Origin of the sequence: Caldalkalibacillus thermarum (genome assembly GCF_014644735.1) — a bacterium.
Classification (GTDB): domain Bacteria; phylum Bacillota; class Bacilli; order Caldalkalibacillales; family Caldalkalibacillaceae; genus Caldalkalibacillus; species Caldalkalibacillus thermarum.
The window spans coordinates 1-25,132 of sequence record NZ_BMKZ01000041.1 but is presented as its reverse complement, the minus strand read 5'-3'; the positions used below and the strand labels follow the sequence as shown (position 1 = coordinate 25,132).

Below are 25,132 nucleotides of genomic sequence, written 5' to 3'. Positions count from 1 at the left end.
ATTTGTCAGCTACTTCAATTTTTTCAGCAAGTGAGGGTTTTTCTTTTTTAATAGATCACGGAGAATGGCAATCTCCAGGTCTTTTTCACCTAATAGTTTCTTCAGTTGCTCATTCTCCTGTGACAATTATTTTGCATCGAGTGTTGGGGTTGCCGTAATATCTACATCGCCAAATTTACCGTCTTGATATTCTTTTGTCCAACGATGCACCAGATTAGGATGGATATCATACCGACGGGCCACAGCAGTCTTATTTCCGGCCTCTAAGGCCTCCTGGACAACTTGTATTTTAAATTCAACAGAATGTCTTTGGCGTTTCATATTCATCAGCCCCCTAATTTTATAGTTAATAGTTTAATAGATCACACCTTAGTTGTCCAAATTCATTAGGGGGCTTATAGGNATTAAACTTGCCCTTCAAGACTTTTGGACGTATCCGGCAATCTTAGCCGATATATATTTCAACGAATGGTACAGCTGGGCTATTCGTTCACAGCTTGAACCAATAAAAGAGGTCGCTCGTTCCCTTAAGAGACATCAAGAGGGTATCCTTCGATGGTTCCAAACGAAAATCACAAATGGCCTTCTTGAAGGCATTAACAGTCTCGTTCAAGCATCAAAACGTAAAGCAAGGGGTTATAGAACAACCAAAAACTTCATCAGTATGGTTTATGCAACGGCTAATAAGTTAGATGTGGTCGCTAAGCCCTAAGGGCTGGACTTATTCTTTGTCAGCTTAATAACACCCACCTCTATTCTCGGGAGAGCGGTCAAGCGGTTTGGGCTTGAGGGCTCTCCCGAGAATAGAGATACTATGAAAAGCTGACAAGGATAATCTACTCTACTTATTGCTAATCCCACAGCAAATAGCGAAGAGCTAATCCCACAGCAAATAGCGAAGAGCCGGAAAAAGGATGGCTGGTTCCTCCTCCTCTCCATCAACAAGTGCGAGAAACGGTTGAGGTTTAAAGGGCTAACAAACATTTGGTCTGCCTTTCTCCACGGAAGGGGTTGGAAATTACTGCCCCTTCTGTTATTTCATACTTCAACACCCATCTCAATCGCTCTTTTATTTGCTTAATCAGGACTTCCCGCAAGCGTGATGAAGTAATGTGGCATTTGGATATAGGTAACCGGGGGATTTTCTCCCGGTCTTTTTTGTGCAACAGTCTGGATATGTTATCAGATGATATAAAACAAAAGCGAATGCTACAGGGTTAAAGATTTGAGAGGGGGTTAGCCACCTTCATAATTTATGATGTAAGTTAATACACCTTGAGTGTCTAAGGGGGAAATTAATTATGGAATCAATTATTTAAACTTCTTATTGATATGGCTGATATTATTGACCAAGGTTAATGAATGGGAAGAAAGACTTAGAGGGTTCAGGCCTATATTTTAGTTATGAGGTCAGGACCCTCGTTTTTTGGTGAATTGACCTGTGTGGAAACCTCATAGGCCTCCATTTCATCAGCTGGAAATGGCTTCAAAAGATCCTGTAGCAAATAAGTGTCTTCAATACTTCTATCCAACCAAGTTTCCTCATCTTCTTTTCGGAGAATCACCGGCATCCGGTTATGAATACCTGCCATAAGCTCGTTTGGTTCTGTAGTAATGATGGTGCAGGAGTGAATAACTGTCCCATCCGGTGATTTCCACCGATCCCACAGTCCCGCGAAACCGAAAACCTCATCTGATTTCATTTTAATCCTCATCGGTTGCTTTCCATTCGGTGTTTTTTTCCACTCATAGAATCCATCTGCCGGGATGATGCAACGTTGCCTTCGCAAAGCATGTTTAAAGGCCGGCTTTTCTGCTAACGTTTCTGCTCTGGCGTTGATCATCTTATAACCTATCTTTATGTCTTTGGCCCAAAATGGAACTAAGCCCCAACACAACTGGCCGAGACGGTTTTTCTCTCCGTCATTGACAATGGCTAACACAGTTTGGCTGGGAGCAATGTTGTAACGTCTTACAANCCGTCATTGACAATGGCTAAAACAGTTTGGCTGGGAGCAATGTTGTAACGCCTTACATATTCAAAATCATTTGCTTTAGTAGCATTAAACCGATCTAAGACTGTATTTTCATCTGCAGTAAGGGTAAATCTGCCGCACATATCAGTACTCTCCCTTCTTTAACAAAGTATACACTATCTCTCTCATTTAGGTTGAAATAAAAACATATGTTCGTATATAATAAGAACAAACGTTCCTGTAAGGTGGATGGTCTGATGAAAAAATTCCTACAGAAACAGAAGATGATGAATCATCCGGTGGACATTATCTATATGGATAAAAAAGGCCACATCACATACCGAACAATATTCATAAAGAAAATAACTGACGACAAGATCATTGCTTTTTGCACCCTTCGTGGACAGCAACGTACCTTTGAACTATGTAACATATTGGCTGCTGAGAAAGGAGACATCAACACTGCGAAAGGAAACAAAAATTACGCCTGGTTTCAACCTCATGTGGATTTCCAGCAGAAAGATGCTCCCGGAACATGTTGAAGCACTACAACAAATATCATAAGGGAAAGATAAAGTAGCACAAACCGAATTTGGCTAATAGAGGATAAAGCAGAGTGCAACTGGGTCAGCCTTTCATATGTAATTGCTTCAATCGCGCTTTGGTGTTAGTATAGTTTCATGGACACATTTTAGTTAAGCCCCTTACAATAAAAATTGGGAGAGGATGTGTCCAATATGAACCGAAAGAAATTCAATGACGACTTTAAAAAATGATTGTGGATCTCTATCATTCAGGAACTTCTGTTAAAGATCTGTCCGGCGAATATGGCGTATCTGAAGTGACGGTTTACAGATGGATTAAACAGTTTACTCCAGCGGGTTCTGGAGATGAGTCCATCACTCAGAAAGAGATGGTTGAGATGAAGAAGGAAATGCTCCGTCTCCAACAAGAGAATGAGATCTTAAAAAAGGCTATGGCCAAATTCGCCAAAAAGTAAAGGATACTGAGTTAGCAGAATTCATTGACAATCATAAAGCAGCATTCATCAGGAGAGCAAACAGCGCTATGGCGCTCCCAAAATCCATCTTCTGTTGAAGCAGGAAGGATTTCAAGTCAGCCTAAAGGGAGTGCAGCGTTTAATGAAGAAGTCAGGTATTCGTTCCATTGTGAAAAAGAAATACAAACCCTATCCAAGCAAGGAAAAGGTGATCCAACGGGACAATCTGCTCAAACAGGATTTCACCACCAACACCATCCATGAGAAGTGGGTCGCTGATATCACCTACATTCATACCCTTAAAGATGGATGGTGTTACTTGGCTTCTGTGATGCAGCCTAAACGCGGGCTTATTCTGCACGTAGATTTGGGGACACAATATACGAGTGAAGTATTTGAGCAATATGTCAAATCTCAAGGCATCATACAGTCATTCAGCCGAAAGGGATGTCCTTATGACAATGCTTGTATCGAAACATTTCATGCCATCCTAAAGAAAGAGGAAGTCAACCATGTACAGTATCTCGACTTGCATTCGGCAAGCTTAGCCCTATTTCAATTCATAGAAGGGTGGTATAACCGTAATAGAATCCATAGCCGCCTGGGTTACAGAACACCTCAGGAAGTGGAAGATCTTGTGAAACATTCCGCTTAAAACTTAACTTTTTTGTGTCCAGGATATTGACTCAAATCCAAGATGGGTTTATCCAATGCTTTGGCCACATTTTAGCAGTTTCAGTCATCTATCTAAACTTAACCTAACTTAACAATATGTGAAAGGAGTCTGTCAAATGAATATCAATGAACAAGTGGTGCTTATTACCGGTGCAAGTCGTGGTCTAGGCGCGGCTATTGCACGTGCATTTTCCAGGGAGGGTGCCCGTGTCGTAATCAACTATTATCGTAGCGAAAAGTTAGCCAATAAATTAGCAGAAGAGTTAGGTGATCAAACCCTTGCCATCAAGGCTGACATCAGAGATTCAAACCAAGTAACAGCTATGTTTGACCAAGCAAAAAAATATTTCAATCATCCTGTTACGACCATCGTAAACAATGCACTGGTCAACTATGTATTTGATCCCCAAAATCGTAAGACACCTGATACAATTAGCTGGAATGATTATATGCAACAATTAGATGGGAGCGTTAAAGCAGCATTAAATACTATACAGGCCGGATTAGCCGATATGAAAAAGATTGGATTTGGAAGGATTATCAACATCGGAACTAACTTGGTCCAAAATCCGGTTGTACCATATCATGATTATACCACCAGTAAAGCAGCATTGCTTGGTTTCACGCGTAATATGGCCAAAGATCTCGGTTCTTATGGCATAACCGTGAATATGGTATCTGGTGGACTATTAAGAACAACTGATGCCAGTTCAGCCACAAGTCAGGAAGTTTTTGATCTGATTGAATCCACAACTCCTTTACGAAAAGTAACGACTCCTGAAGATTTAGCAGATGTGGTATTGTTCTTTGCCTCTCCTTGGGCCAGGGCAGTTACTGGTCAAAACCTGATAGTAGATGGTGGACTTGTGATGAATTAATTCACAAAAGTCTGGGCGGGAAAGCCCACAACAATTAGCTGTGGGAGGAGGCTAACCTTAATAAAAAAATAGAATAGATAGTCTCATTGGTAGGAGGAGGGGGTATCGGGTGCCTACGATAAAAGATATTGCTGAAATGGCCAATGTATCTCGGACAACGGTTTCACGAGTTTTAAATAATTCAGGATATGTAAGTGAGGAAGTAAGGAAACGAATATTAAAAATAATAGAAGAAACTGGATATGTTCCGAGTGAACATGCCAAGTCTTTACGAACGAAACGGACAAAGGTCATTGGCGTTATTTTACCGAAAATTAGTACGGAAACATCGAGTAGATTGGTTAGCGGAATTGATGAAGTACTAGCCAAAGAAGGTTATCAAATTTTACTTACCAACACGAATTTAGAGAAAGAAAAAGAGATCGAATATATAAACCTTCTAAAAGTTCGACAAGTTGACGGGATTATTTTAAATGCTACCAATATCAACAGGGAGCTTGTGCGTGAAATCAACCAACTCAACATTCCGTTCGTTGTTATTGGACAAGAGATACCCGGTGTTTCAAATGTATTATATGATGATTATCATGCTGCAAGAGAGATCACAACGATGTTTATTGAAAAAGGGCATAAAAAAATTGCGTTTATTGGCGTTGACGAATCTGACAGGGCAGTAGGGTATTGGCGAAAAAAAGGATACTTGGATGTGATGGCAGAGCATGGCTTTCCTGTAGAAGAGGAGTGGGTACAAAAAGGCTTATTTGATATTCAATCCGGATACGAAGCGATGAAGAGGATACTAAAAAATGCGAAAAGCCGTCCAACTGCTATTTTCGCTGTTACTGATCGGTTGGCAATCGGTGCGATGCAATATATAAAAGAAAAGGGTTTTTCCATTCCGAAAGAGATAGCCGTTGCGGGAATCGGTGCATCCGAATTATCAAATTATGTAACACCAACTTTGACAACCGTCGACTATCAAAACGAAAATGCTGGCCGCGAAGCGGCAAAGCTCATTTTAAATCATATTATCAAAAAGGATAAATCGATAAAAAAAATCATATTAGATTATAGACTATTAATTCGAGATAGTGTATAATACGTATGTAATCGATTCCATATTATTTTTTAGGTGATGTGGAATCGATTACATTTCTGGTTATTTAAATAATGTTTTTATTTATGTTTTAATAATATGGAATCGGTTACAGAAGAGCGAAAGGATGTTGAGAAAGGAGTGTATAAGATGTCCGAAAACCGGCAGATTGCTCAGGAAATCATTGAAGCGGTCGGAGGAAACGATAACATTGTATCAGCTGCTCACTGCGCGACAAGATTACGTATTATGGTTAAAGACAAAGAAAAAATTGATCTACAAAGAGTAGAAAATATTGAAAAAGTGAAAGGGGCCTTTTTCAATTCCGGGCAATTTCAAATCATCCTTGGCACAGGGACAGTGAATCGGATTTACGACGAAGTTCGAAAGTTAGGAGTTAATGTTACAACAAAGGCTGAACAAGCAAAAGAAGCTGCTAAAAGTGGAAATGCATTTCAACGGGCGGTTCGTTCTTTTGGTGATGTCTTTGTTCCGATTATTCCAGTTTTAGTAGCCACAGGTTTATTTATGGGCTTACGTGGTCTGGTGATGCAAGAAAAAATCTTAGCATCTTTTGGATTAACGCCTGATCATATTTCAGAAAACTTCATTCTCTTTACTCAAGTGTTAACAGATACTGCTTTCATATTCCTGCCTGCGCTTATTGCCTGGTCAACATTTAGAGTGTTTGGTGGTACATCGGTCATCGGTTTGGTACTAGGATTAATGCTTGTTAGTCCGGCGTTGCCAAACGCGTGGGCAGTTGCAGGAGGAGATGCAGAGCCGATTATGTTCCTAGGGTTTATCCCCGTATTAGGTTATCAAGGATCTGTTCTCCCTGCCTTTATTGCTGGAATGATAGGGGCTAAGCTTGAACAAAAAATTCGCAAACGTGTCCCGGAAACGTTAGATTTAATTTTAACGCCATTCCTAACATTATTGGTCATGATTGTATTAGCTTTATTTGTCATTGGTCCTGTTTTCCATTCTGTAGAGGAATTGATTTTAGCTGGAACGGTAGCGGTTTTAGAATTACCGTTTGGCTTAAGCGGCTTGTTCATCGGGTTGGTGCATCAAATTATCGTTGTCACAGGTGTTCATCATATCTTTAACTTACTGGAGATTCAGTTGTTAGAGAAATTTGGAAGCAATCCGTTCAACGCAATTATTACATGTTCCATTGCGGCGCAAGGTGGCGCTGCCTTGGCAGTCGGATTAAAAACAAAATCTAAGAAACTAAAAGCATTAGCTCTGCCATCCTCTTTATCTGCCTTCTTAGGCATTACAGAACCTGCTATTTTCGGGGTGAATTTACGATATGTCAAACCATTTATTATGGGGTTAATCGGAGGGGCAACGGGAGGATTTGCCGCATCGATTTTCGGACTCAAAGCAACAGGGATGGCGATTACCGTGATTCCTGGTACCTTATTGTACTTAAATGGTCAAATCTTGTTATATCTTTTCGTCAATCTCATTGCGATTGGCGTTGCCTTTACTTTAACATGGATATTTGGCTATACGGATAAATTGAAACAGCAAATTGAAAACGATAGCAAAGCGGCATAATCAAAGGGGGATAATCAAAGCGGGAATAAGGCGAGTCTTGTACTTGCCTTATTCTTTTTACAAAGGGGTTATGAGTGGACCCAAAAAGGGCAACGATTTGTGGTCACGTTTAGCCGTTTCCGTAAAAGGAGCGAATTCTGCGTTACCGAATTTGGCTCAAGTGAAAGAACAATTGACCAAAAATAATCATAGTAAGGAGTGTCAATCATGATCATCGTCAATTCGGAACGTGAAAAAGAGCTATTCATTCAAGTGTACGATCAAATCAACAAATATAAACATATTGTGGGCAAAGATCCCTTTCGGCTGCATTATCATATCATGCCGCCGGTGGGTTTATTAAACGACCCGAACGGATTTATTCACTTTCAGGGCCTTTACCACCTTTTTTATCAATGGAACCCGTTTGATACAAAACATGGATCAAAATTTTGGGGACATTATACATCTGCCGATCTCGTTCACTGGGAGCATCAGCCGCCTGCCTTAGCGCCTAGTGAATGGTATGAAAAAAATGGCTGTTATTCAGGAAGTGCGATTGAACATGAAGGAAAGATGTTCCTTTTTTATACAGGTAATGTAAAAAATAGGGAGGGGCGTCGTGAGTCCTATCAATGCTTAGCGGTATCCCAGGATGGGATTCATTTCAAAAAAAAGGGGCCCATTATTCGTCTTCCTCAAGGATATACGGCTCATTTTCGTGATCCAAAGGTATGGAAAAAAGGTGAGACATGGTATGTCGTCATTGGAGCCCAAAGTGAGAAGAAAGAAGGCAGGGTCGTGCTTTACTCATCCAATGATCTATATACGTGGAAATATTTAGGTGCTCTTGCCGGTGGAAATATGAATGGTCTTGGGGAATTCGGCTATATGTGGGAATGTCCGGACTTGTTTGAACTGGATGGGCAAGATGTTTTGATTGTTTCTCCCCAAGGATTACAGCCAAAGGGATATTTGTATAATAATCTTTATCAAGCAGGTTATTTTGTTGGAAAAATGGACTATAAAAATATACATTTTGAGCATGGTGAGTTCATAGAATTGGATCGTGGCTTTGACTTTTATGCTCCGCAAACAACGTTAGATGAAAAAGGAAGAAGACTCTTAATTGGCTGGATGGGGGTTCCGGAGGAAAATGAACCTTATCATCCAACCATTCATCATCGGTGGATCCATTGTATGACCATACCGCGGCAACTTAAATTAAAAGATGGTAGACTTTATCAAAAACCTGTCGATGAATTACAAAAGCTTCGCGAAAAAGAGGTAACCTATCCCCATGTACAAATCGCTGGAAGATCAATTAAACTGGAGCAGGTAAATGGAAAATCCGTTGAGATAATCCTTGATTCAATGCACTTTGATACAGAAAGCCTTGAAATTTCATTTAAGGGAAATGCCCGTTTCATTTACGACCCTGTTAATAAACGCGCTACGCTTGAACGAAAAAGTCTTAAGGAAGACAAAATCGAATCCAGGCATTGTGAATTGCCATCTCTTCACAAATTACACATATTTTTAGATTCATCTTCTGCCGAAATCTTTCTAAACGATGGAGAAGAAGTTTTTTCTTCAAGGATATTTGGAAATGTCGTCGATGAATCCATTGTTTTCTCTTCAAAGGGAAAGGTCACTTTCCGATTGAAAAAGTGGGCATTAAGGAAGATCTTCCAATAAGGGAATAAGCAAGCGAGTGTTTTCCGTGTATACCCCCTCGGGCAGACTGAAAAACGGACATGACCTCACCATGGGATGCCAAAGGCCTCTGATGATGGCCTTTATTTTTTTACCTTTTAGGTGTTCTTGTGAAGACCCAAGTTCGACAGTTACTAGGCAAACAAAACGCTCATAAACCCATACTACTCCTGGGTTCATGAGCGATTCAGTATGGTTGGTACGTGTATCTATGAACTTGGCTGGATCTCGAGGAACCTTGGGGGAGGTTCAACGCTTACAGCTGCGAAGATTTGGCGCTGTTTGGCGGTGATCTCGGTACACTGATACAGGTCACCATTTTTCGAGGAAAAATGACCTAAAGCTAATCGTTGCAATTCGTCCCGAACCTTTCGCCAGGATTCCCCCGTATGGACTTCTACGATTCGAACCAGTAAAAGAGCCAACCAACTGAGCAGAATATGGGCGCGAATGCGATCTTCCAATCGGTGGTACATCGGGCGCAATTCCAACGTCGATTTCAATGTTCGAAAAGCGTCCTCGACTTCTATCAGTTGTTTGTAACCCAGGGCCACATCTTCTGGGGACAAGGTATCATCGGAAGTTCGAATCAAGTATTTTCCATCATACTTTTCTGCGTCCCGAATCGCTTGCTTGTTGAGGCGAAGCGTGCCATCTTTCAGTTGGCGCAGATACTTGCCATAGGAAGGATGGGACCGTAGGCGGCAGGCCGCTTTGCTATGAACCTCATGCGACAACTGTTTCAGTCCATCCAGTTCGGCCTGCAATTTTTCCAGTAACTTTTTGCGTTCCTCCCGTTGGCGTTCAGCTTCTTTGGGATTGTATACCAACACATAGCGCTTGCGTGCTTCACCGTCACCGACGATGATCTCTTTGACATGCAGGTTCTCTCGAACCTGATGGTACCTGCCTCTTGTGCTCATCGCCTCTTTGGAGGCTGCTTTACCGGAACGCATCTTTTCCCCAACGATGTAGTGCCCACCTGCGCGTTGCAACGTACGCAAGTTTTCCTCAGACGAGAAGCCACGGTCCATGACGCTAATGACACGGCCCAATTTCCATCCGATCAAGTTCTTTTTCACCTGCTCAACAACGGTCATGTCCATCGTGTTCCCTGGCCAAACCCAACAGCGGATGGGGATCCCTGTCCGCGTCACGGCAAGGCCAATCACCACCTGCAACAGATCCGGCCGTTTATCTTTTGAAAACCCTTGTTTCCGAAACGTATCTTCTTCCGGGGCTTCGGACGGATCCACTTCAAAGTAAGAGGAAGTGGTATCAAAGTACAGCAGATCGACCTCCAGATTCAACAGGTCGGAAACAGCCCCATAGACTTGATACTCCAACTCAGACTGAACAGCCAACAGTTCGTCCATCGCTCGATAGAGCTGATGGCTCGCCACTTGGGACAGCCCGGGAATGTAGACTTCTTCCCGAACCCAATCTTCCATGGCTAATTTGCTGGATGGGGCCAGGGCGCGATTGGCCACCATGGCAAAGATCAGCCGTTCGATATCCAGCTGGTGATGGCGAGAAGCAAACAGTTGCTGAAGAATCCGATCCATCCCTAATTTGCGCCAGAGCTGATCCAGCATCCAAACGCCGCCCAGGCGTTTGTAAGACTGAAACAAAAATTCGGCTGTTTCTCCAATCGCATCCCTGGCTTCAAATGCTTGCTCAGGGGAAAGGAATCGCGAAATGCTTTTGGCCAGACGCTCCAGGACCGCACGGTCCAATTCATCTTCCCGACCGAAAGAATAGATCACCTTCGCTTTTGAATATTTGGCCTTCGGATCCCATTCGTTATGAGCAAGTTGAAGATAAGCGGTGACAGATCCATCTTTGTTTTTACGAGTGACTCGACGTATGTACATGCCTATATTGTATATTATAAATAGCTAATTGTAAAGTAAAAATTTAACAAACGTGTGCCTATGAAAATCTCGCGATTTTTCTGGGTACTCATCCGAATCTGCCTTGATTTAAAAGCATTTTGTAAATTTTGTTTGTCCAAAAAAGGTTTCAAACTGTCGAACTCGGGGAAGATGTTATGCTCCAAAAGTCACCTTCACTTTATCTATATCAATGGTAAAATCTATTTCAATGCTGTTGGCCAGGGGATAGCTGCATTACGGCAAGGGCTGGTAAACATAGGTATGGCAACGGAGGTTGTTTAATATCAGAATATTATTATAATTATCATTTAATCTATTAGTAGATCAGTGATCCTGGGACACTTATCCAATATTAAACAAAGGGGCTCTTCGTCATTTTTTGTGGAGCTCGCACATTTCCGGGCCTTGAATAGGCTGTAAAATCTCCTTCTTCACCTAGTCAATCAAGAGATGATGGCGCGAAAGGGTCAAGCACTTTTGGCTTGAGGCTTGAAGCGACATCATCTATGCTGAGGTGAAGTGAAGAAGGGAATGAGCTTGTTGAAAACAGCCACATTCAAGCTTAACTCTTAACCTAAATCGTTCTCTATTCCGGTAGCCATAAGCCCTTCTTTTAAGGTTCTTAATCTTATGGTTTGTACCTTCTGTCCTTGCATTGGTATAGGGTAACCGAAAATAGGCTAAAATATGAGTTTTCCAAGTCACCAGTGTCTTGCTGAAATCATGAAAAGGCTTGAATGGACTTTGAAGGGCTGCTTGAATCCAGGTATCTAGGAATGTTTCTGCCTGGTTAGAGTCATGTTGCTCATAGAGATCATAAAACCACTCTTTCAGGTAATAAGCATAGGCTAGCTCCTCTGATTGACTGTGATATTCATCTAGCTTCTTATTTTGTTTGTCGGTTAAACGGAAATGACGTTTAAGCAAGGCAAAGCGCCCGTTCTTTACCCCTTTCAACTCTTTAGATACAGATTTGCGGATCACATCAAAAGCCTGATTGACTTTTTGAACCACATGATATTTATCGATCACAATTGTAGCATGAGGAAATAACGTTTGGGCCGCTTTATAATACGGGCGCCACATATCCATGACAATGAGGTGAATGTCTTGCTCACAAAATGTGCTCATGACATCCAATGCTGATTCATAGTCACGGTTGGCTCTCATCTCATGAACTTGGCCTAACACTAAGTCTGTAACAACGGTTTCATAAACATGTCCTTTGCGCACAGCAATTTCATCAATACCAATACATCCGGAGAGGATTCAACTTTATTTATTTCCTGTTCAGCGAGGTCGTAATAAATGCGTTCAACGGTCTTATAGGGCAGATGGACCTGCCGACTCACATAACTGATGGTCACTCCGTGACACATGTCGAAAACATATTTTCTGAAACGATGAGTTTGATGTTGCTTTTTGGTACAGATGGGAGGTGCTCATCAAAGATTTCCTGGCAGTTGGTACAGTGCCAACGCTTGAGTTGGATGATCAAATAAACCGGTCGGTTATGAATGGGCAGGTCACGTACTCTTCTCAAGCGTTGATCATGCTTTTTCAACTCTTGAAAACCACAGTAAGGACAACGCTCAGGGGGATCCAATGTCTCCACCTGAATCATAACTTTATTTTCCGTAATTTCTTGTTTTAAAACCGTAAACTCTGACAATCCTATTTGCTCAATGTCACTCTTTCCTTTCCCATAGTGACATTTTCACTGATGACAATATGACAATATCAAAGACGAACAACATTTTACAAAATATTAACTTGCATTTTATTCCTATTATGAATAAAATTAATAATAAAAAGTCATTATCCGCGTTGACTCAAGAGTTACATTTAGCAATAAGATTTTGATAAAAAATTTCAATTTATTGAATAAAGTAATATATGAATACTAATAATGGCGAAAATATTAAACTTGATAAATTTGCTCCACCTGCTTTACGGGCGTTTTACGGTGAATATTCCCATTTAGTAATAGCAGCTCTCTTGGATAAGCAGGGATCTCTTCCATCCAGCGTCGTAGCGTCAATCCCATCTGCACGAGTGCCATATCGCTTGCCAACTCTGTCTCCAGCAGCACTGGCTCCAGGATGGTTTACGTCTCCTCACGGGAATAGATCCGGTTGACGTCCCAAAGTTGCTCCTTCACCGGGTGAAAATGCACAATATTCTAGAATTTCTTGCAGATCGTAGGCCAACTTGTTGCCCTAGTGTTCGGTGAGGTTCTCTTTGATTTTTTTGTAAATAATTAAAATAAATATAAATTTAAATTGTTAATGATAATGATTTTAACCTGTAAAGGGAGAATATTCCATGTGCCCCAAAACTGTGATTTGTTTCACATACGCTGGTGGCAGTACATTAGTATATCGACAATGGCAGAAATATTTAGATTCAGATTGCAAAATTGTCACTTTTAACTATCCTCGTCCGACGCCTAGCGTAAAATGGGAGGAGCACCTTCAGCTAATTTTATCTGCCGCTGAAACGCTCATTCCCAGTGAGCCTAATGAATCGTATTATTTCTTTGGCCACAGTATGGGAGGGATGATCAGTTATGAACTTACCAGACATCTAATGATGAAAAGTCGACCGCTTCCCCAGTGTTTGTTTATCTCAAATTGCCGAGCTCCTCATTTAGGATTGCTCCCTCCGGAACTAGATTTTATCAACATGCCCACGGCTGAACTGATTCAAGTATTAAAGCAATTGCAGGTTTCTGAAGATAATGTGCACAACAGATATACCTCTCACCCTTCTTTGGTCGATAAAACAAGGCAGGATTTAATGTTATTCCAATTTTACCGGTATCAAAATGCACCGCCCATCAATATCCCTATAGTTGTTTACGGAGGAAGAAGCGATCCGCTTGTAAGTATCGCCGATTTGAAAGCATGGAGAACTTACACCAATCGTACATTTGAGTTGTTTTTGTATCACGGTGGCCATTTTTATTGGCAGGAGCAAAAAACCTACTTCATTCAAAATCTTAAGAGGATGATAGAAGAATATGACTGTTCTCAAACACCCATCCCTTAGCAAAATTAGCACCTATGACCAGCTTGGCATCGATATATGGAGAGCCCAACTGGATGTGACAGGAAAGGATTTGGCCAAGCTGTATGACTGTCTTTCTGAGCTTGAGCGCAGGCAAAGTATGAAGCTGATTGACAAAAAACAGATGAAACGTTATGTTGCAGCACATGGATTATTACGAATTGTGCTTTCTGCTTATGTCACTATTGAACCGAAGCAAATATCCATTTCCCGAACCCCTTTTGGGAAACCCGTTCTCACAGATTACAGGCACATACACTTTAACCTTAGTCACTCCCATCATTTTTCTTACATCGCCATATCCTACCAGGGCCGACAAGTTGGCATTGATTGTGAGACAGTGCGGGACGTTAATCATGAATGCTTAGCAAAATTTGTTTTTAATCCATCGCAATATCTATTGTACAAACATTTGGACAGTCACATACAACGCATTCAATTTTTTAGCATGTGGACACAAAAAGAGGCTTTTATCAAAGCGATCGGATTGGGATTTCAATATAGACGGATTAAAGACATTCAGGTTGATATAAACATCTCACAATCCTCTTCAGTCACCAATACATGGAAAGGTAAACAGTGGGTCACAGTTCCATTAAAAAAGGGACCTGAGCATAGTGCATCATTTTGTTATGAGAATGGGAGGGAAACAAAATGCAAAACAGGATGACACTTCATGCTTGGACGTCTATATCTGATATATTAAGATACCGTTCGGAAGCAACACCCTCACAGACAGCTTTTACTTTTTTTATAGATGCAAAACAGGAAGTTCATGTCTCGTACGCTGAATTGGATCACAAAGCGCGTGTCATTGCTGGACTTCTACAGATGCTGGATGCTTCAGGGAAGCGGGTGCTACTAGTATACCCGCCCGGTCCAGAATATATTTTTGCATTTTTCGGGTGTTTATATGCCGGTGCCTCGGCAGTACCAATCTATCCGCCCCGTGCCAACAGTTCGTTGAACAGATTGAATACTATTGTGAATGATGCGGAGCCATCACTTGTACTTACTAATCGAAACATTTGCTCTCTGATTGAAAAAATGGTGTCTCGTTATCACGAACTGACCCGTTTGAAATGGATTGCCAGTGATGAGGCAGATGATACATTTGCTTACAGTTGGCTGGGCAGAAAACATAAGGCTGAAGATGTGGCTTTTATTCAATATACCTCCGGTTCAACAACTACACCAAGAGGAGTGTTATTAAGCCATGCCAATTTATTGAACAACATACAACGAATTACTCAATTTTTCGGTTTAAGTGAAAAGGATAGAGGAGTTATCTGGTTGCCACCCTATCATGATATGGGACTGATTGGAGGGGTTCTCACACCTATCTGCGTCGGCTTTCCCGTTCATTTGATGGCACCGGTTGATTTTTTAAAACGGCCTTATCTGTGGCTGAAAATAATATCTGAAAAGCAAGCCACTTGTAGTGGGGGACCTAATTTTGCCTATGAGATGTGTTTGGATAAAATCACACAGGAACAAAAGAAGCAGTTAGATTTAAGTAGCTGGACCCTGGCCTTTAATGGAGCTGAACCAGTCAAATGGCATACAATAGAACGGTTTTCAGAGGCGTTTGCTTCTTGCGGTTTCCAGAAACAGGCCTTTTATCCCTGTTATGGACTGGCTGAATCGACCCTGATGGTATCTGGCATTGATCGGCAACAAGGCCCCGTGGCATGCACAGTTTCCAAAAAAATGTTAAATCAACATAAAGTTGAAAATGTAGCCCCAGATCATCCGGATGCCTGTATTATTGTTAGTTCAGGTCTCAGTTCTAGCGATCAGGAGATTTTGATTGTTAATCCTGAGACGCTGGCTCCTTGTAAGGAAGATGAAATTGGTGAGATTTGGATCAAAAGCCCTAGTGTAGCCCAAGGGTACTGGAATAACCAGTCGCTGTCTTCCCAAACATTTGAAGCTTATGAATCAGCACAAGGAAGGGGTCCCTATCTGCGCACAGGTGATCTGGGCTTTATGCAAGACGGTCATCTCTATGTCACCGGACGCATGAAACATGTTCTAATTATTAGAGGACGAAATTACTATGCCCATGATATTGAATATACGGTACAACACAGCCACGAAGCTTTCCGGGTTGGTGCTGGGGCCGCATTTGCCGTTGAAATGGAGGGAGAAGAGCGTTTGGTGATTGTGCAAGAAGTGGACCGCATGTTTCGCAAAAAAATCATCCCCATAGAGTTGATTACAGGAATCCGCCAGGCCATTGCCGATGAGCATGGTTTAGAGGTGTATGCTGTTGTACTGCTCAAACCGGGTAGCATTCCAAAAACCTCCAGTGGCAAAATTCAGCATCACATCTGCCGTGATCAGTTTTTAAACGGGATGCTCAAAGCAATTGACGGTGGTCAGTGGATTAATATCTAAATTCTCGAATATAGGGGTGAATAATTTATGTCTGTCAGGGTCAGCCCTACAGAGATTGAACAATGGCTGATTAAAAGAATAGCGGAAAAATGTAAGCTCTCCCCGCAACAAATCAATCCTGAAGATCCTTTTTCCCGATTTGGGCTCGATTCTGCAGAGGCAGTGGCCATTGCTGGGGAACTGGAGGATTGGCTGGGACATTATTGTCCGCCTACGCTGGTATTTGATCATCCTTCTATCCGGCTGGTGGCCCGTTATCTGGCCGGCGAGTCAGAACCGAATGCATTGTCTGAACATACGAACACAAGGCCAATGGCTTATGAACCAGTGGCCATTGTGGGGATGGCGTGCCGTTTTCCTGGAGCCAGTTCAGCAGAGGAATTGTTAGAAAACTTGCTGAACGGAATGGATGCGGTTAGGGAAGTGCCCAATGACCGCTGGCCGGTGTCTTTATACTATGATGCTAAAAAAGGAAAAAAAGGTAAAACATACACTAGGTGGGGAGGATTTATTGAGGATATACGTGGCTTTGATGCTTCTTTTTTTAATATAAACACAAAGGAAGCAGAGAAAATGGATCCCCAGCAGCGGATATTGATGGAAGTAACTTGGGAGGCATTGGAAGATGGAGGATTCGTGCCCTCTAATCTGGCAGGGTCCAACACGGGGGTTTTTATCGGCATTAGCACCAATGAATATTCCTATTTGAACCGTACTACTGAACAGATAGATGCTTTTACCGGTACCGGAAATGCTCTCTCCATTGCCGCAAACCGCCTGTCCTACTTCTTCAATTTTACAGGACCGAGTTTACAGGACCGAGCATGGCAATTGATACCGCTTGTTCTTCTTCATTGGTGGCCGTACACCAAGCATGTAAAAGCTTACAATGGAGAGAAATTGATTTGGCTATTTCCGGCGGAGTGAATGTGCTGTTATCGCCAGAAATGTATATATCCTTTTCTCAGGCCGGAATGATGGCCCCAGACGGCAGATGTAAAACCTTTGACGAAAAGGCAGACGGCTATGTACGGGGAGAAGGATGCGGTGTTGTGTTGCTAAAACGATTGGACGATGCAATAGCGGACGGGGACCGAATTTATGCTGTAATTAAGGGGTCAGCCGTTAACCAGGATGGCCACAGCAATGGTTTAACCGCCCCGCGTGGACCGGCTCAGGCTGAAGTGATTCAAACTTCGTTGCAACGGGCAGGCCTTCGAGCTACTGAAGTTAGCTACATAGAGGCTCATGGCACTGGAACTGCTCTGGGTGATGCGATTGAGGTTAACACATTAAAATCAGTTTTGGTGCCTGGACGCAAACCGGAGCAACGTTGTGCTCTAGGTTCAATTAAAACCAATATAGGCCATTTGGAGGCGGCTGCCGGTATTGCTGGTTTGATTAAAGTGGCGCTCATGCTAAAACACAAGGTCATCCCGCCCCATCTTCATGTCGAACGTTTAAACCATAATTTCAAAATTGACGAGACTCCACTCTTTGTTCCAACCGAAAAAATGTCTTGGTCATGGACAGAAAACCGGGTGGCTGGCGTCAGTTCATTTGGCTTTGGGGGAACAAACGCACACGTGACCGTAGTCGAATATGATTCCAAGCGGCTGGATACTTCCTTTTTTTCACGTAGTCGGCATGTACTGGCCCTGTCAGCAAAAGACCCTCGCTCACTTCAGGAACAAGTCCGTAAATATGTAACCTATCTTGAAAAAACAAAGGAAAATATAGCTGACATATGCTATACAACCAACGCCAAAAGGGAACATTTTGCCCATCGCCTGGCTGTTACACTAAGTTCTAAGGCTGAAGGTAAAAAGAAATTGCAGCGCTGGTTGCAAAATCAAAAAAAACAGGGTGATGCGGGTAAGGCTGCCGCTTTGATAGAAAAATCTCCAGCACCTATTGTATTCCTCTATAGTGGCCAAGGATCACAATATCTGCAGATGGGGTATACACTTTTTAAAAGTCAACCGGTGTTTAGAGAGGCCATATTGAAATGTGCCACATATCTTAAATCCAACCATGGCCTGTCCATTTTGGACATTCTCTATACCGAACAAGAGCAAGAGAGCAAGCAGATTCATCAAACGGCAAACACGCAACCCATTTTGTTTGCGATTCAATACGCACTGACAGAGCTGTGGAAATCGTTTGGTATTACACCTGATTATGTTGTTGGACACAGCATCGGTGAGTATGCAGCAGCAGTGGCTGCAGGCATGTTATCGTTGGAAGATGCCCTTTCTCTGGTTGCCCTGCGGGGGAAACTGATGCAGCAAACGGATACGGAAGGTGCCATGTTGGCTGTCCGGGCCAGTGAATCAGATATCAAAGCATATCTTGTCTCCCATGATAAAATCGATATTGCAGCTGTCAATACGCCATCAAGCGTTGTCGTCTCTGGTGTCCGGTCCAGGCTGGAAGCTCTGGCCGCAAAACTGGAGCAGGAAGGTATAGAGGCAAAATTTATAGAAGTTTCTCGCGCATTTCACTCTCCCTTGATGGATTCGATATTGGATGAATTTAAGCAGTATGCTGACCAAGTGAACTATACCAAACCTAATATTCCGTTCATTTCAAGTTTGACTGGTACACGTTTATCGGAAGGAACATCGGCCAAGTACTGGACCTTGCAAATTAGGGAAAAAGTATTGTTTAAAGACTGCATGGATATGTTTAAAGACCGCAAGTATATCTTTATTGAAATGGGAGCAGGCCAGCTTATTCAGATGGCAAAAAGCTGTCTGGGCCCTCAAACGCACGGGTGGATAACCAGTCTGAACAAAAAGGATCAAGATGACTGGAAGTCCATCACAACTGGTTTGGCCATGCTCTATGAAGCAGGTTATAAGATTGATTGGGAAGGATTTGATCAATCGTATCAACGGACAAAAGTGGGTGTGCCGACCTATGCCTTTTCTCATAAGTCTTATTGGGACGTTGCTACCCATCCCGTCCCTCTATCTAATGACAAAGGGAATGTCTCCAATGAATGGCTTTCCATCATAGAAAAACACATCAACACCATCAATAATCAAGGCAAGGTGCTCAACCTTTGTCTTAACAATTTGCCATCAAATTACACCCGTGACAATAGTTAATAATGGTACGTTTGGAGGTTGTTATTCGATGAGTAACATAACTACTTTAGATGTGCTAAAAATTGTTGAGAAACAAGCTGAAGCTCTGCAACTGCAGAGCCAAGCGTTGGCTCGCCAGTTTGAATGCCTGTTGCCTCCACCAGATGGACAATATGCACAAGCAAGAGAAACCCAGATTAAGAAGAATGATACGAACAGAGAAGCAATAAGACAGAAAGTGTTAACCATACTGACAGACATTACGCCTTATTCAGTGGCCGAGGTAAAAGATGAGCATTATTTGATTAGTGATCTCGGATTGGATTCTTTGATGATAATGGAATTACTAAGTGCCCTTGGACAGGCTTTTCCCTTCATTTCATCACCCCGGGACGTATTTGAAAACACCGAAGATGTCCAGGTGGGACAGCTTATTGCTTATGTGGCCAGGGAATGTGGCATAGATCTGACGTTACACATTTCTGGTGATGAACAAGATGAGAAGGGAGAGAATTCCCGTGTCAATATTCAGTGTAAAGCTGTCATTCCTCAATGTCGCATAGAAGAGTTTCCTGAATATGTTGAATTGTTGCAGAGAATGAACCAGGCCCCTGTTGAAAATCCATATTTTCGCCTGCATGAAGGTGAAAACAGAGAGGTTGTTGAGATTGAAGGAACAACATACATTAACTATTCCAGCTATAACTATCTAGGTTTTGCCGGACATCCTCGCGTCAAACAGGCCGCTATGGATGCCATTCGCATCTATGGCACATCAGTATCGGCCAGTCGCTTGTTGTCAGGAGAAATCCCACTTCACCGTGAGCTTGAAAGAGCCATTGCCCGGTTTATAGGTACAGAAGACTCTGTCGTCTATACATCGGGACATGCCACTAATGTGTCTACCATTGCTAGTGTGGTGAATAGCCAGGATCTGATTTTGCATGATGAATTAGTCCACAATAGCATTATACAAGGTTGTCTTTTATCAGGGGCAAAACGAAGGCAGTTTGCTCATAATGACTGGCAAGAGGCAGAACATCTGTTAAAATCGTTGCGGTCAAACTTCAGACGGGTGTTGATTGTCCTGGAAGGAGCCTATAGTATGGATGGTGATATTGCCCCCCTTAAGAAATTCGTTGAAATGAAACAAAAATATCAGGCAATGTTACTAGTAGACGAAGCACACTCCATTGGGACTGTCGGTCAAACCGGACGAGGTATTTGTGAATATGCTGGCGTTAATCCTGAAGATGTAGACTTTCTAATGGGCACGTTGAGCAAGTCATTGGCCAGTTGCGGAGGCTATATTGCCGGCAGTAAAGAGACAATTCAGTTTTTAAAATATTTATCAGCCAGCTTTGTGTACAGTGCAGGTATTACCCCGGCCAATGCTGCCGCTGCACTGGAATCGCTCCGTATTCTGGAAGAGGATTCGTCCTATGTATGCCGTTTACATCAACGTTCGAAACTATTCTTAGAACTTTGTCGCGAAAAAGGTTTAAATACCGGGCTAAGTTTTGACACACCAATCATCCCAATTGTGATTGGGGATTCGGAGCAAGCGTTAAAACTGTCAGCGTACTTGTTTGACAAAGGCATCTATGTTTATCCTATCCTTTATCCGGCTGTACCCGAGCAGTCAGCTTGTCTTCGCTTCTTTGTAACAGCTAACCACACCGAGGAACATATCTGCCATACAGTACAGATGATCGCTGAGGGAATCGAGTATATCAAAGGCAAAGTTTTTGCGTAATCTACATGTTAGACACAGAAAATTCATTACAGGTGAGTTTAATATGAAACAGCACATCGTTTTGGGAGCGACAGGTGCGCTGGGAATGGCCATTGTCCAAGAATTAATTTCTGAAGGTAAGCAAGTTAAGGCCGTTGTCAGGAATAAAAAGAAATGGACACCTTCAGCCAATAAACACCTTGAGTTGCTCCAGATGGATATTTGCGATACCAAAAGTATATCTGCGGTCATTCAACCTGGTGCGGTAGTTTATCATTGTGCCAACGTGCCTTATCAACACTGGCAAAATGTTTTGCCCTGCATGCTTGATACAGTCCTAAAAGCCTGCCGCGGAAAAGGAAATGTCCTTGTTTTCCCGGGGAATGTGTATGGCTACGGTCCCTTTCAGGAAGTGCCTGCGCCAGAAGACCATCCCAAGGCAGCACAAACAAAAAAAGGTCGGCTCAGAAACGCGCTTGAAGAGAAATTGCTTCAGGCCCATGTCAGGGGGGATGTATCGGTTGTCATCCCCCGCTTTCCTGACTTTTTTGGTCCTGGTGTCAACAACAGGCTGATGGGACCGATCTTTACAGCGGCTATCAAAGGGAAACGGACATTTTGGCCAGGAAATGCGGATGTGGATCATGATCTCATCTTTATCCGCGATGCGGCACGGGCTTCCATCCTGTTGGGCTCGGAACAGACCACCCATGGTCAGGAATGGCATGTGCCGGGTGCAGGGCCGCTGACGGGAAGACAGTTTGTCACCAACATTGCCAATCAAGCGGGAACAATGGCCAAAGTATCCGTTGCCGGCCGAACGCTGCTTCATCTGGCCGCCATATTCAATGCGGAGATAAAAGAGTTTGTGGAATTGCTCTATGAATTCGAGCAACCCCTTGTATTGGATGGAAAAAAATTTACTCAAGCTTTCCCAGATTTCCGGTTTACCCCCCATACGGAGGCGATTCGGCAAACCATAGACTGGTTCAGAAAACAATCGCAGAGCACTTTGTAACAGAACACTTTTAGTACTCAGGCAGAAAGAAATCCTGAACGAAGTGGACAGAAGTTACTTAGTGACCACGATCGAAGCGATGTCAAGATAAATGTAAAGCGTCAGTGAAATGTCATACTAATTCGTCAGTGAATCTGTCACATATTTTTGATTCCTCCATCCCATCGGGAAGGGTAGACTGTATAGGCCATTATTAACAAGGGTAAAGGCTATCGCCCGAGCTCGCCCTTGATTCATGACCGATACAGTCTGGATGTTCACCAAGGGATGGAAGAGATATTCTCAGCCGTGAGGCTGAAGATGCTAGCCATGAGCTGCCCGTTCATAGTATCCTTGGCCTATAGGTGTATTTCGCCAAGGATGACCTTGGTCGGGCTTGTGAGATCGCTTCTCCTGGCCCGCTTTTTCTTTTGTATAGCTAAAAAAGCTGTATTAGCGAGCTTCTTGGGAGGATTTAATAATGTAATCTATTATTATGGCCATCATATTGATGGTGGCTGATATTATTGGCCAAAGGTTAATGAGTGGGAAGAAAGACTTAGAGGGTTCAGGCCTATATTTTAGTTATGAGGTCAGGACCCTCGTTTTTTGGTGAATTAACCTGCGTGGAAACCTCATAGGCCTCCATCTCATCAGCTGGAAATGGCTTCAAAAGATCCTGTAGCAAATAAGTGTCTTCAATACTTCTATCCAACCAAGTTTCCTCATCTTCTTTTCGGAGAATCACCGGCATCCGGTTATGAATTTCTGCCATAAGTTCGTTTGGCTCTGTAGTAATGATGGTACAGGAGTGAACAACTGTCCCATCCGGTGATTTCCACCGATCCCACAGCCCCGCAAAACCGAAAACCTCATCTGATTTCAGTTTAATTCTCATTGGTTGCTTTCCATTCGGTGTTTTTTTCCACTCATAGAATCCATCTGCCGGAATGATGCAACGTTGTCTGAGAAAAGCATGTTTAAAGGCTGGCTTTTCTGCCAGTGTTTCTGCTCTGGCGTTGATCATCTTATAACCCATCTTTATGTCTTTAGCCCAAAATGGAACTAAGCCCCAACGCAACTGGCCGAGACGGTTTTTCTCCCCGTCATTGACAATGGCTAACACAGTTTGGCTGGGAGCAATGTTGTAACGCCTTACATATTCAAAATCATTTGCTTTAGTAGCATTAAACCGATCTAAGACTATATTTTCATCTGCAGTAAGGGTAAATCTGCCGCACATATTAAGAATCTCTCCTTTGTTTAAAAGTATACACTCAATCCGGGAATTATGTGAAACAGTAGGTGTGTCTTAGCCTTCAACTAATCACGAACACCTTGTCAAGCTGAAAAAGGCGGGAATGATCTCATGGCAATCTGCCAAGCCAAGCACAATAAGGGTGGTTAAAAATGTATAATTAAAAGATTTGTTACTGAAACAAATGCTAAGGAATCATCCCGTTGATATAATTTATATTGGCAATCAGTCCCAATGATCCGGGAATAAGGGATAAAAAGATTATAGACTCTTTTTATCACGGATTAAGAGTATAATTCATAAGTTATATACAAATCTTACTCTTTTAATCCAGAAATAAATATTCTCTAATATTCATAATATTAGTGGGAAGAGGATGATACTATGAGAAAGGGATGGATTGCATCCAATACCCTGCTCACTTTACTCCTGATCAGTCATTATTGGCTAACCCCACCGTTGAATATTGTAAATCTGTCCATACTAGGTTTTTCAGCTCTTGTGATGGCTTTCTTGCCTAACCGGATTAATTTCCTTTACATCCTTACTGTGTCTTTGGCCTACGGATTCATATTGACAAGCGTTTCATTTTTTCAGGGTATAGTTGATTTGAAACAGCTCCAGTTTATAGCCGCCAACTTGTTGTTTTTTGGTGTCCTGCTTCTCTTGTGGCTGACTTATGCTACCATGAAAGAACTTATCCAGCTTAACCAAAATCTGAAAAAACAAGTTGAGCGGCTCAAAAGGTATGATGATACATCAGGAGCCCTGACCTATAGTGAATTTTTAGAGCAGGCTAAGATAATCGAAACAACAGCTAAACGGAGAAATGAAACAGCCTATTTGGTCTATCTGTACAGCAGCCCCTTGATTAAGGATGTTGCCAGAACAGCTTTAATTAAAAAGGTGCTCCAGGTATGTCTCCAAGCGACGCGCAAAAGGTTTGACCTAGTGTGTTCCCCCGATGACAAGGGAGTGCTAATTTTGCTGCAGAACACTGGGAGAGAAGGACTTATCATTGTGTTATCCAGAATCAATGTAAACTATGTTGACTGGGCTGTTGAGTACAGAATAGAGGAAGTGGGAGATCTTAATCAAGCCCTTTCAAAATTGAATCTTCCCTTACCCGATGAGGTGATCATATGAGTCAGCTATTGATCGTGATTATGATATTCTTTTGGTTTTTGTTAATCGATGATGTATAAAAGTTTGTGTAAAGCATTTTGCTAGAACAAAAGAAAAAAGGTAGGGTATTCTCTGATAGGATCAAAAATCTTAGAGAAAGGAGTACCCTACCTATGTCTAAAAGAAGTATACCGAATGTCGACTGGGCAAATCAACTGGAAAGTGTCATTCGTCAGTTTGTAAAAGAAAAATTAGAACTGATTATGCGGGAAGAAATCAAAAATTTCCTCGAAATCGAACAGGCTGGAACGCCGAATATGAGAAACGGCTACTATCAGCGAAATCTAGATACACAATATGGCCGGATTGAGGGTCTTTTGGTTCCAAGAGACCGAAACGGGGAATTTCAAACACAGTTGTTTGCCCCTTATCAACGCCACACGGGCTGGCTGGAGGAAGCCATCATCAGGATGTATCAAAGTGGCATGAGTACACGGGAAATTGGCAAGTTTATTGAACGAATTCTAGGAAGCACCTATTCTCCTGCGACGATCAGCCGGATTACCGATGTCGTGAAAGAAGACATCGAGAAATGGCACCATCGTCCACTATCCAAACGTTATTCTGTCTTATATTTGGACGGCTTGTACGTGAAACTTCGCCGGGATACGG

22 protein-coding genes and 2 pseudogenes are annotated in these 25,132 nt (G+C 42.4%); 16 read left to right on the top strand and 8 right to left on the bottom strand.

The annotated features are described in order from the left end of the window. Window positions 1-126: 126 nt before the first annotated feature. Window positions 127-321: a transposase gene (locus tag IEW48_RS17170; protein WP_229704061.1), complete on the bottom strand. Its 195-nt coding sequence runs from the start codon at window positions 319-321 to the stop codon at window positions 127-129. Between the two features lie 82 nt (window positions 322-403). On the opposite strand from IEW48_RS17170, the pseudogene IEW48_RS13690 reads away from it, so the two are divergent. Beyond that, window positions 404-712 (top strand): annotated as a pseudogene (locus IEW48_RS13690) (transposase); the annotation flags it as partial. A 679-nt stretch (window positions 713-1,391) separates the two neighbouring features. Here the strand turns inward: IEW48_RS13690 and IEW48_RS13685 are convergent. Further along, a complete protein-coding gene (locus tag IEW48_RS13685) occupies window positions 1,392-1,943 on the bottom strand; it encodes an SOS response-associated peptidase (RefSeq protein WP_443092716.1) in 552 nt (183 codons plus the stop codon). A 29-nt stretch (window positions 1,944-1,972) separates the two neighbouring features. Further along, on the bottom strand, window positions 1,973-2,119 hold the full coding sequence (locus tag IEW48_RS17775; RefSeq protein WP_188624238.1) for an SOS response-associated peptidase family protein: 147 nt from the start codon (window positions 2,117-2,119) through the stop codon (window positions 1,973-1,975). A gap of 114 nt (window positions 2,120-2,233) precedes the next feature. Between IEW48_RS17775 and IEW48_RS13675 the strand changes: the two genes are divergently transcribed. The 6 genes and pseudogenes from IEW48_RS13675 (at window position 2,234) to IEW48_RS13650 (ending at window position 8,871) form a co-directional block, all read left to right on the top strand. Then, window positions 2,234-2,518, top strand: coding sequence for a hypothetical protein (locus IEW48_RS13675; protein ID WP_188624237.1), 285 nt, complete (start codon window positions 2,234-2,236; stop codon window positions 2,516-2,518). Between the two features lie 195 nt (window positions 2,519-2,713). Continuing rightward, window positions 2,714-3,631, top strand: a pseudogene (locus IEW48_RS13670) (IS3 family transposase). 136 nt (window positions 3,632-3,767) lie between these two features. After that, the gene (locus IEW48_RS13665) at window positions 3,768-4,529 is read left to right on the top strand and encodes a 3-oxoacyl-ACP reductase (RefSeq protein WP_188624236.1); all 762 of its coding nucleotides are present in this window, start codon (window positions 3,768-3,770) and stop codon (window positions 4,527-4,529) included. A gap of 109 nt (window positions 4,530-4,638) precedes the next feature. Then, window positions 4,639-5,628 (top strand): LacI family DNA-binding transcriptional regulator, encoded by a 990-nt coding sequence (locus tag IEW48_RS13660; RefSeq protein WP_188624235.1) that lies wholly within the window; start codon window positions 4,639-4,641, stop codon window positions 5,626-5,628. A gap of 147 nt (window positions 5,629-5,775) precedes the next feature. After that, window positions 5,776-7,194, top strand: a complete 1,419-nt coding sequence (locus IEW48_RS13655; protein WP_188624234.1) for a sucrose-specific PTS transporter subunit IIBC — start codon at window positions 5,776-5,778, stop codon at window positions 7,192-7,194. 207 nt (window positions 7,195-7,401) lie between these two features. Beyond that, entirely contained in the window at window positions 7,402-8,871 is a 1,470-nt protein-coding gene (locus IEW48_RS13650) for a glycoside hydrolase family 32 protein (RefSeq protein ID WP_188624233.1), read from the top strand. A gap of 227 nt (window positions 8,872-9,098) precedes the next feature. Here IEW48_RS13650 and IEW48_RS13645 read toward each other — a convergent pair whose 3' ends face one another. From IEW48_RS13645 to IEW48_RS17665, 4 genes are all read right to left on the bottom strand, one after another. After that, on the bottom strand, window positions 9,099-10,763 hold the full coding sequence (locus tag IEW48_RS13645) for an IS1634 family transposase (RefSeq protein WP_188624232.1): 1,665 nt from the start codon (window positions 10,761-10,763) through the stop codon (window positions 9,099-9,101). A gap of 525 nt (window positions 10,764-11,288) precedes the next feature. Beyond that, a complete protein-coding gene (locus tag IEW48_RS13640) occupies window positions 11,289-12,017 on the bottom strand; it encodes an ISL3 family transposase (RefSeq protein ID WP_188624231.1) in 729 nt (242 codons plus the stop codon). Continuing rightward, window positions 11,975-12,163 carry a hypothetical protein gene (locus tag IEW48_RS17670; RefSeq protein WP_371874882.1) on the bottom strand — a complete coding sequence of 63 codons (189 nt, stop codon included), beginning with the start codon at window positions 12,161-12,163 and terminating at the stop codon, window positions 11,975-11,977. The genes IEW48_RS13640 and IEW48_RS17670 overlap by 43 nt, the downstream gene beginning before the upstream one ends. Next, entirely contained in the window at window positions 12,148-12,408 is a 261-nt protein-coding gene (locus IEW48_RS17665; protein ID WP_371874883.1) for a transposase family protein, read from the bottom strand. The genes IEW48_RS17670 and IEW48_RS17665 overlap by 16 nt, the downstream gene beginning before the upstream one ends. Window positions 12,409-13,109: 701 nt before the next feature. Between IEW48_RS17665 and IEW48_RS13630 the strand changes: the two genes are divergently transcribed. The 7 genes from IEW48_RS13630 to IEW48_RS13600 are packed head-to-tail and all read left to right on the top strand — an operon-like array spanning window position 13,110 to window position 22,098. Continuing rightward, complete coding sequence (locus IEW48_RS13630) at window positions 13,110-13,835, top strand: thioesterase II family protein (protein ID WP_188624229.1); 726 nt, start codon at window positions 13,110-13,112, stop codon at window positions 13,833-13,835. Between the two features lie 55 nt (window positions 13,836-13,890). Further along, a complete protein-coding gene (locus tag IEW48_RS13625) occupies window positions 13,891-14,523 on the top strand; it encodes a 4'-phosphopantetheinyl transferase family protein (protein WP_229704059.1) in 633 nt (210 codons plus the stop codon). Continuing rightward, window positions 14,508-16,253, top strand: coding sequence for a fatty acyl-AMP ligase (locus IEW48_RS13620; protein WP_188624227.1), 1,746 nt, complete (start codon window positions 14,508-14,510; stop codon window positions 16,251-16,253). The genes IEW48_RS13625 and IEW48_RS13620 overlap by 16 nt, the downstream gene beginning before the upstream one ends. A 27-nt stretch (window positions 16,254-16,280) precedes the next feature. Next, the gene (locus IEW48_RS13615; RefSeq protein ID WP_188624226.1) at window positions 16,281-17,180 is read left to right on the top strand and encodes an acyl carrier protein; all 900 of its coding nucleotides are present in this window, start codon (window positions 16,281-16,283) and stop codon (window positions 17,178-17,180) included. Continuing rightward, on the top strand, window positions 17,078-19,366 hold the full coding sequence (locus tag IEW48_RS13610; RefSeq protein WP_188624225.1) for a type I polyketide synthase: 2,289 nt from the start codon (window positions 17,078-17,080) through the stop codon (window positions 19,364-19,366). Before IEW48_RS13615 ends, IEW48_RS13610 begins: the two co-directional genes overlap by 103 nt. 28 nt (window positions 19,367-19,394) lie before the next feature. Then, complete coding sequence (locus tag IEW48_RS13605) at window positions 19,395-21,101, top strand: aminotransferase class I/II-fold pyridoxal phosphate-dependent enzyme (protein WP_188624224.1); 1,707 nt, start codon at window positions 19,395-19,397, stop codon at window positions 21,099-21,101. A 43-nt stretch (window positions 21,102-21,144) separates the two neighbouring features. Then, window positions 21,145-22,098, top strand: coding sequence for an NAD-dependent epimerase/dehydratase family protein (locus IEW48_RS13600; protein WP_188624223.1), 954 nt, complete (start codon window positions 21,145-21,147; stop codon window positions 22,096-22,098). A 553-nt stretch (window positions 22,099-22,651) separates the two neighbouring features. Here the strand turns inward: IEW48_RS13600 and IEW48_RS13595 are convergent. Further along, window positions 22,652-23,320, bottom strand: a complete 669-nt coding sequence (locus tag IEW48_RS13595; protein ID WP_188624222.1) for an SOS response-associated peptidase — start codon at window positions 23,318-23,320, stop codon at window positions 22,652-22,654. A gap of 399 nt (window positions 23,321-23,719) precedes the next feature. Between IEW48_RS13595 and IEW48_RS13590 the strand changes: the two genes are divergently transcribed. Both IEW48_RS13590 and IEW48_RS13585 read left to right on the top strand, forming a co-directional pair. Then, window positions 23,720-24,481 (top strand): hypothetical protein, encoded by a 762-nt coding sequence (locus IEW48_RS13590; protein WP_188624221.1) that lies wholly within the window; start codon window positions 23,720-23,722, stop codon window positions 24,479-24,481. A gap of 152 nt (window positions 24,482-24,633) precedes the next feature. Beyond that, window positions 24,634-25,132, top strand: a 499-nt coding sequence (locus IEW48_RS13585) for a transposase (protein WP_188624220.1), incomplete at its 3' end; no start/stop codon positions are given.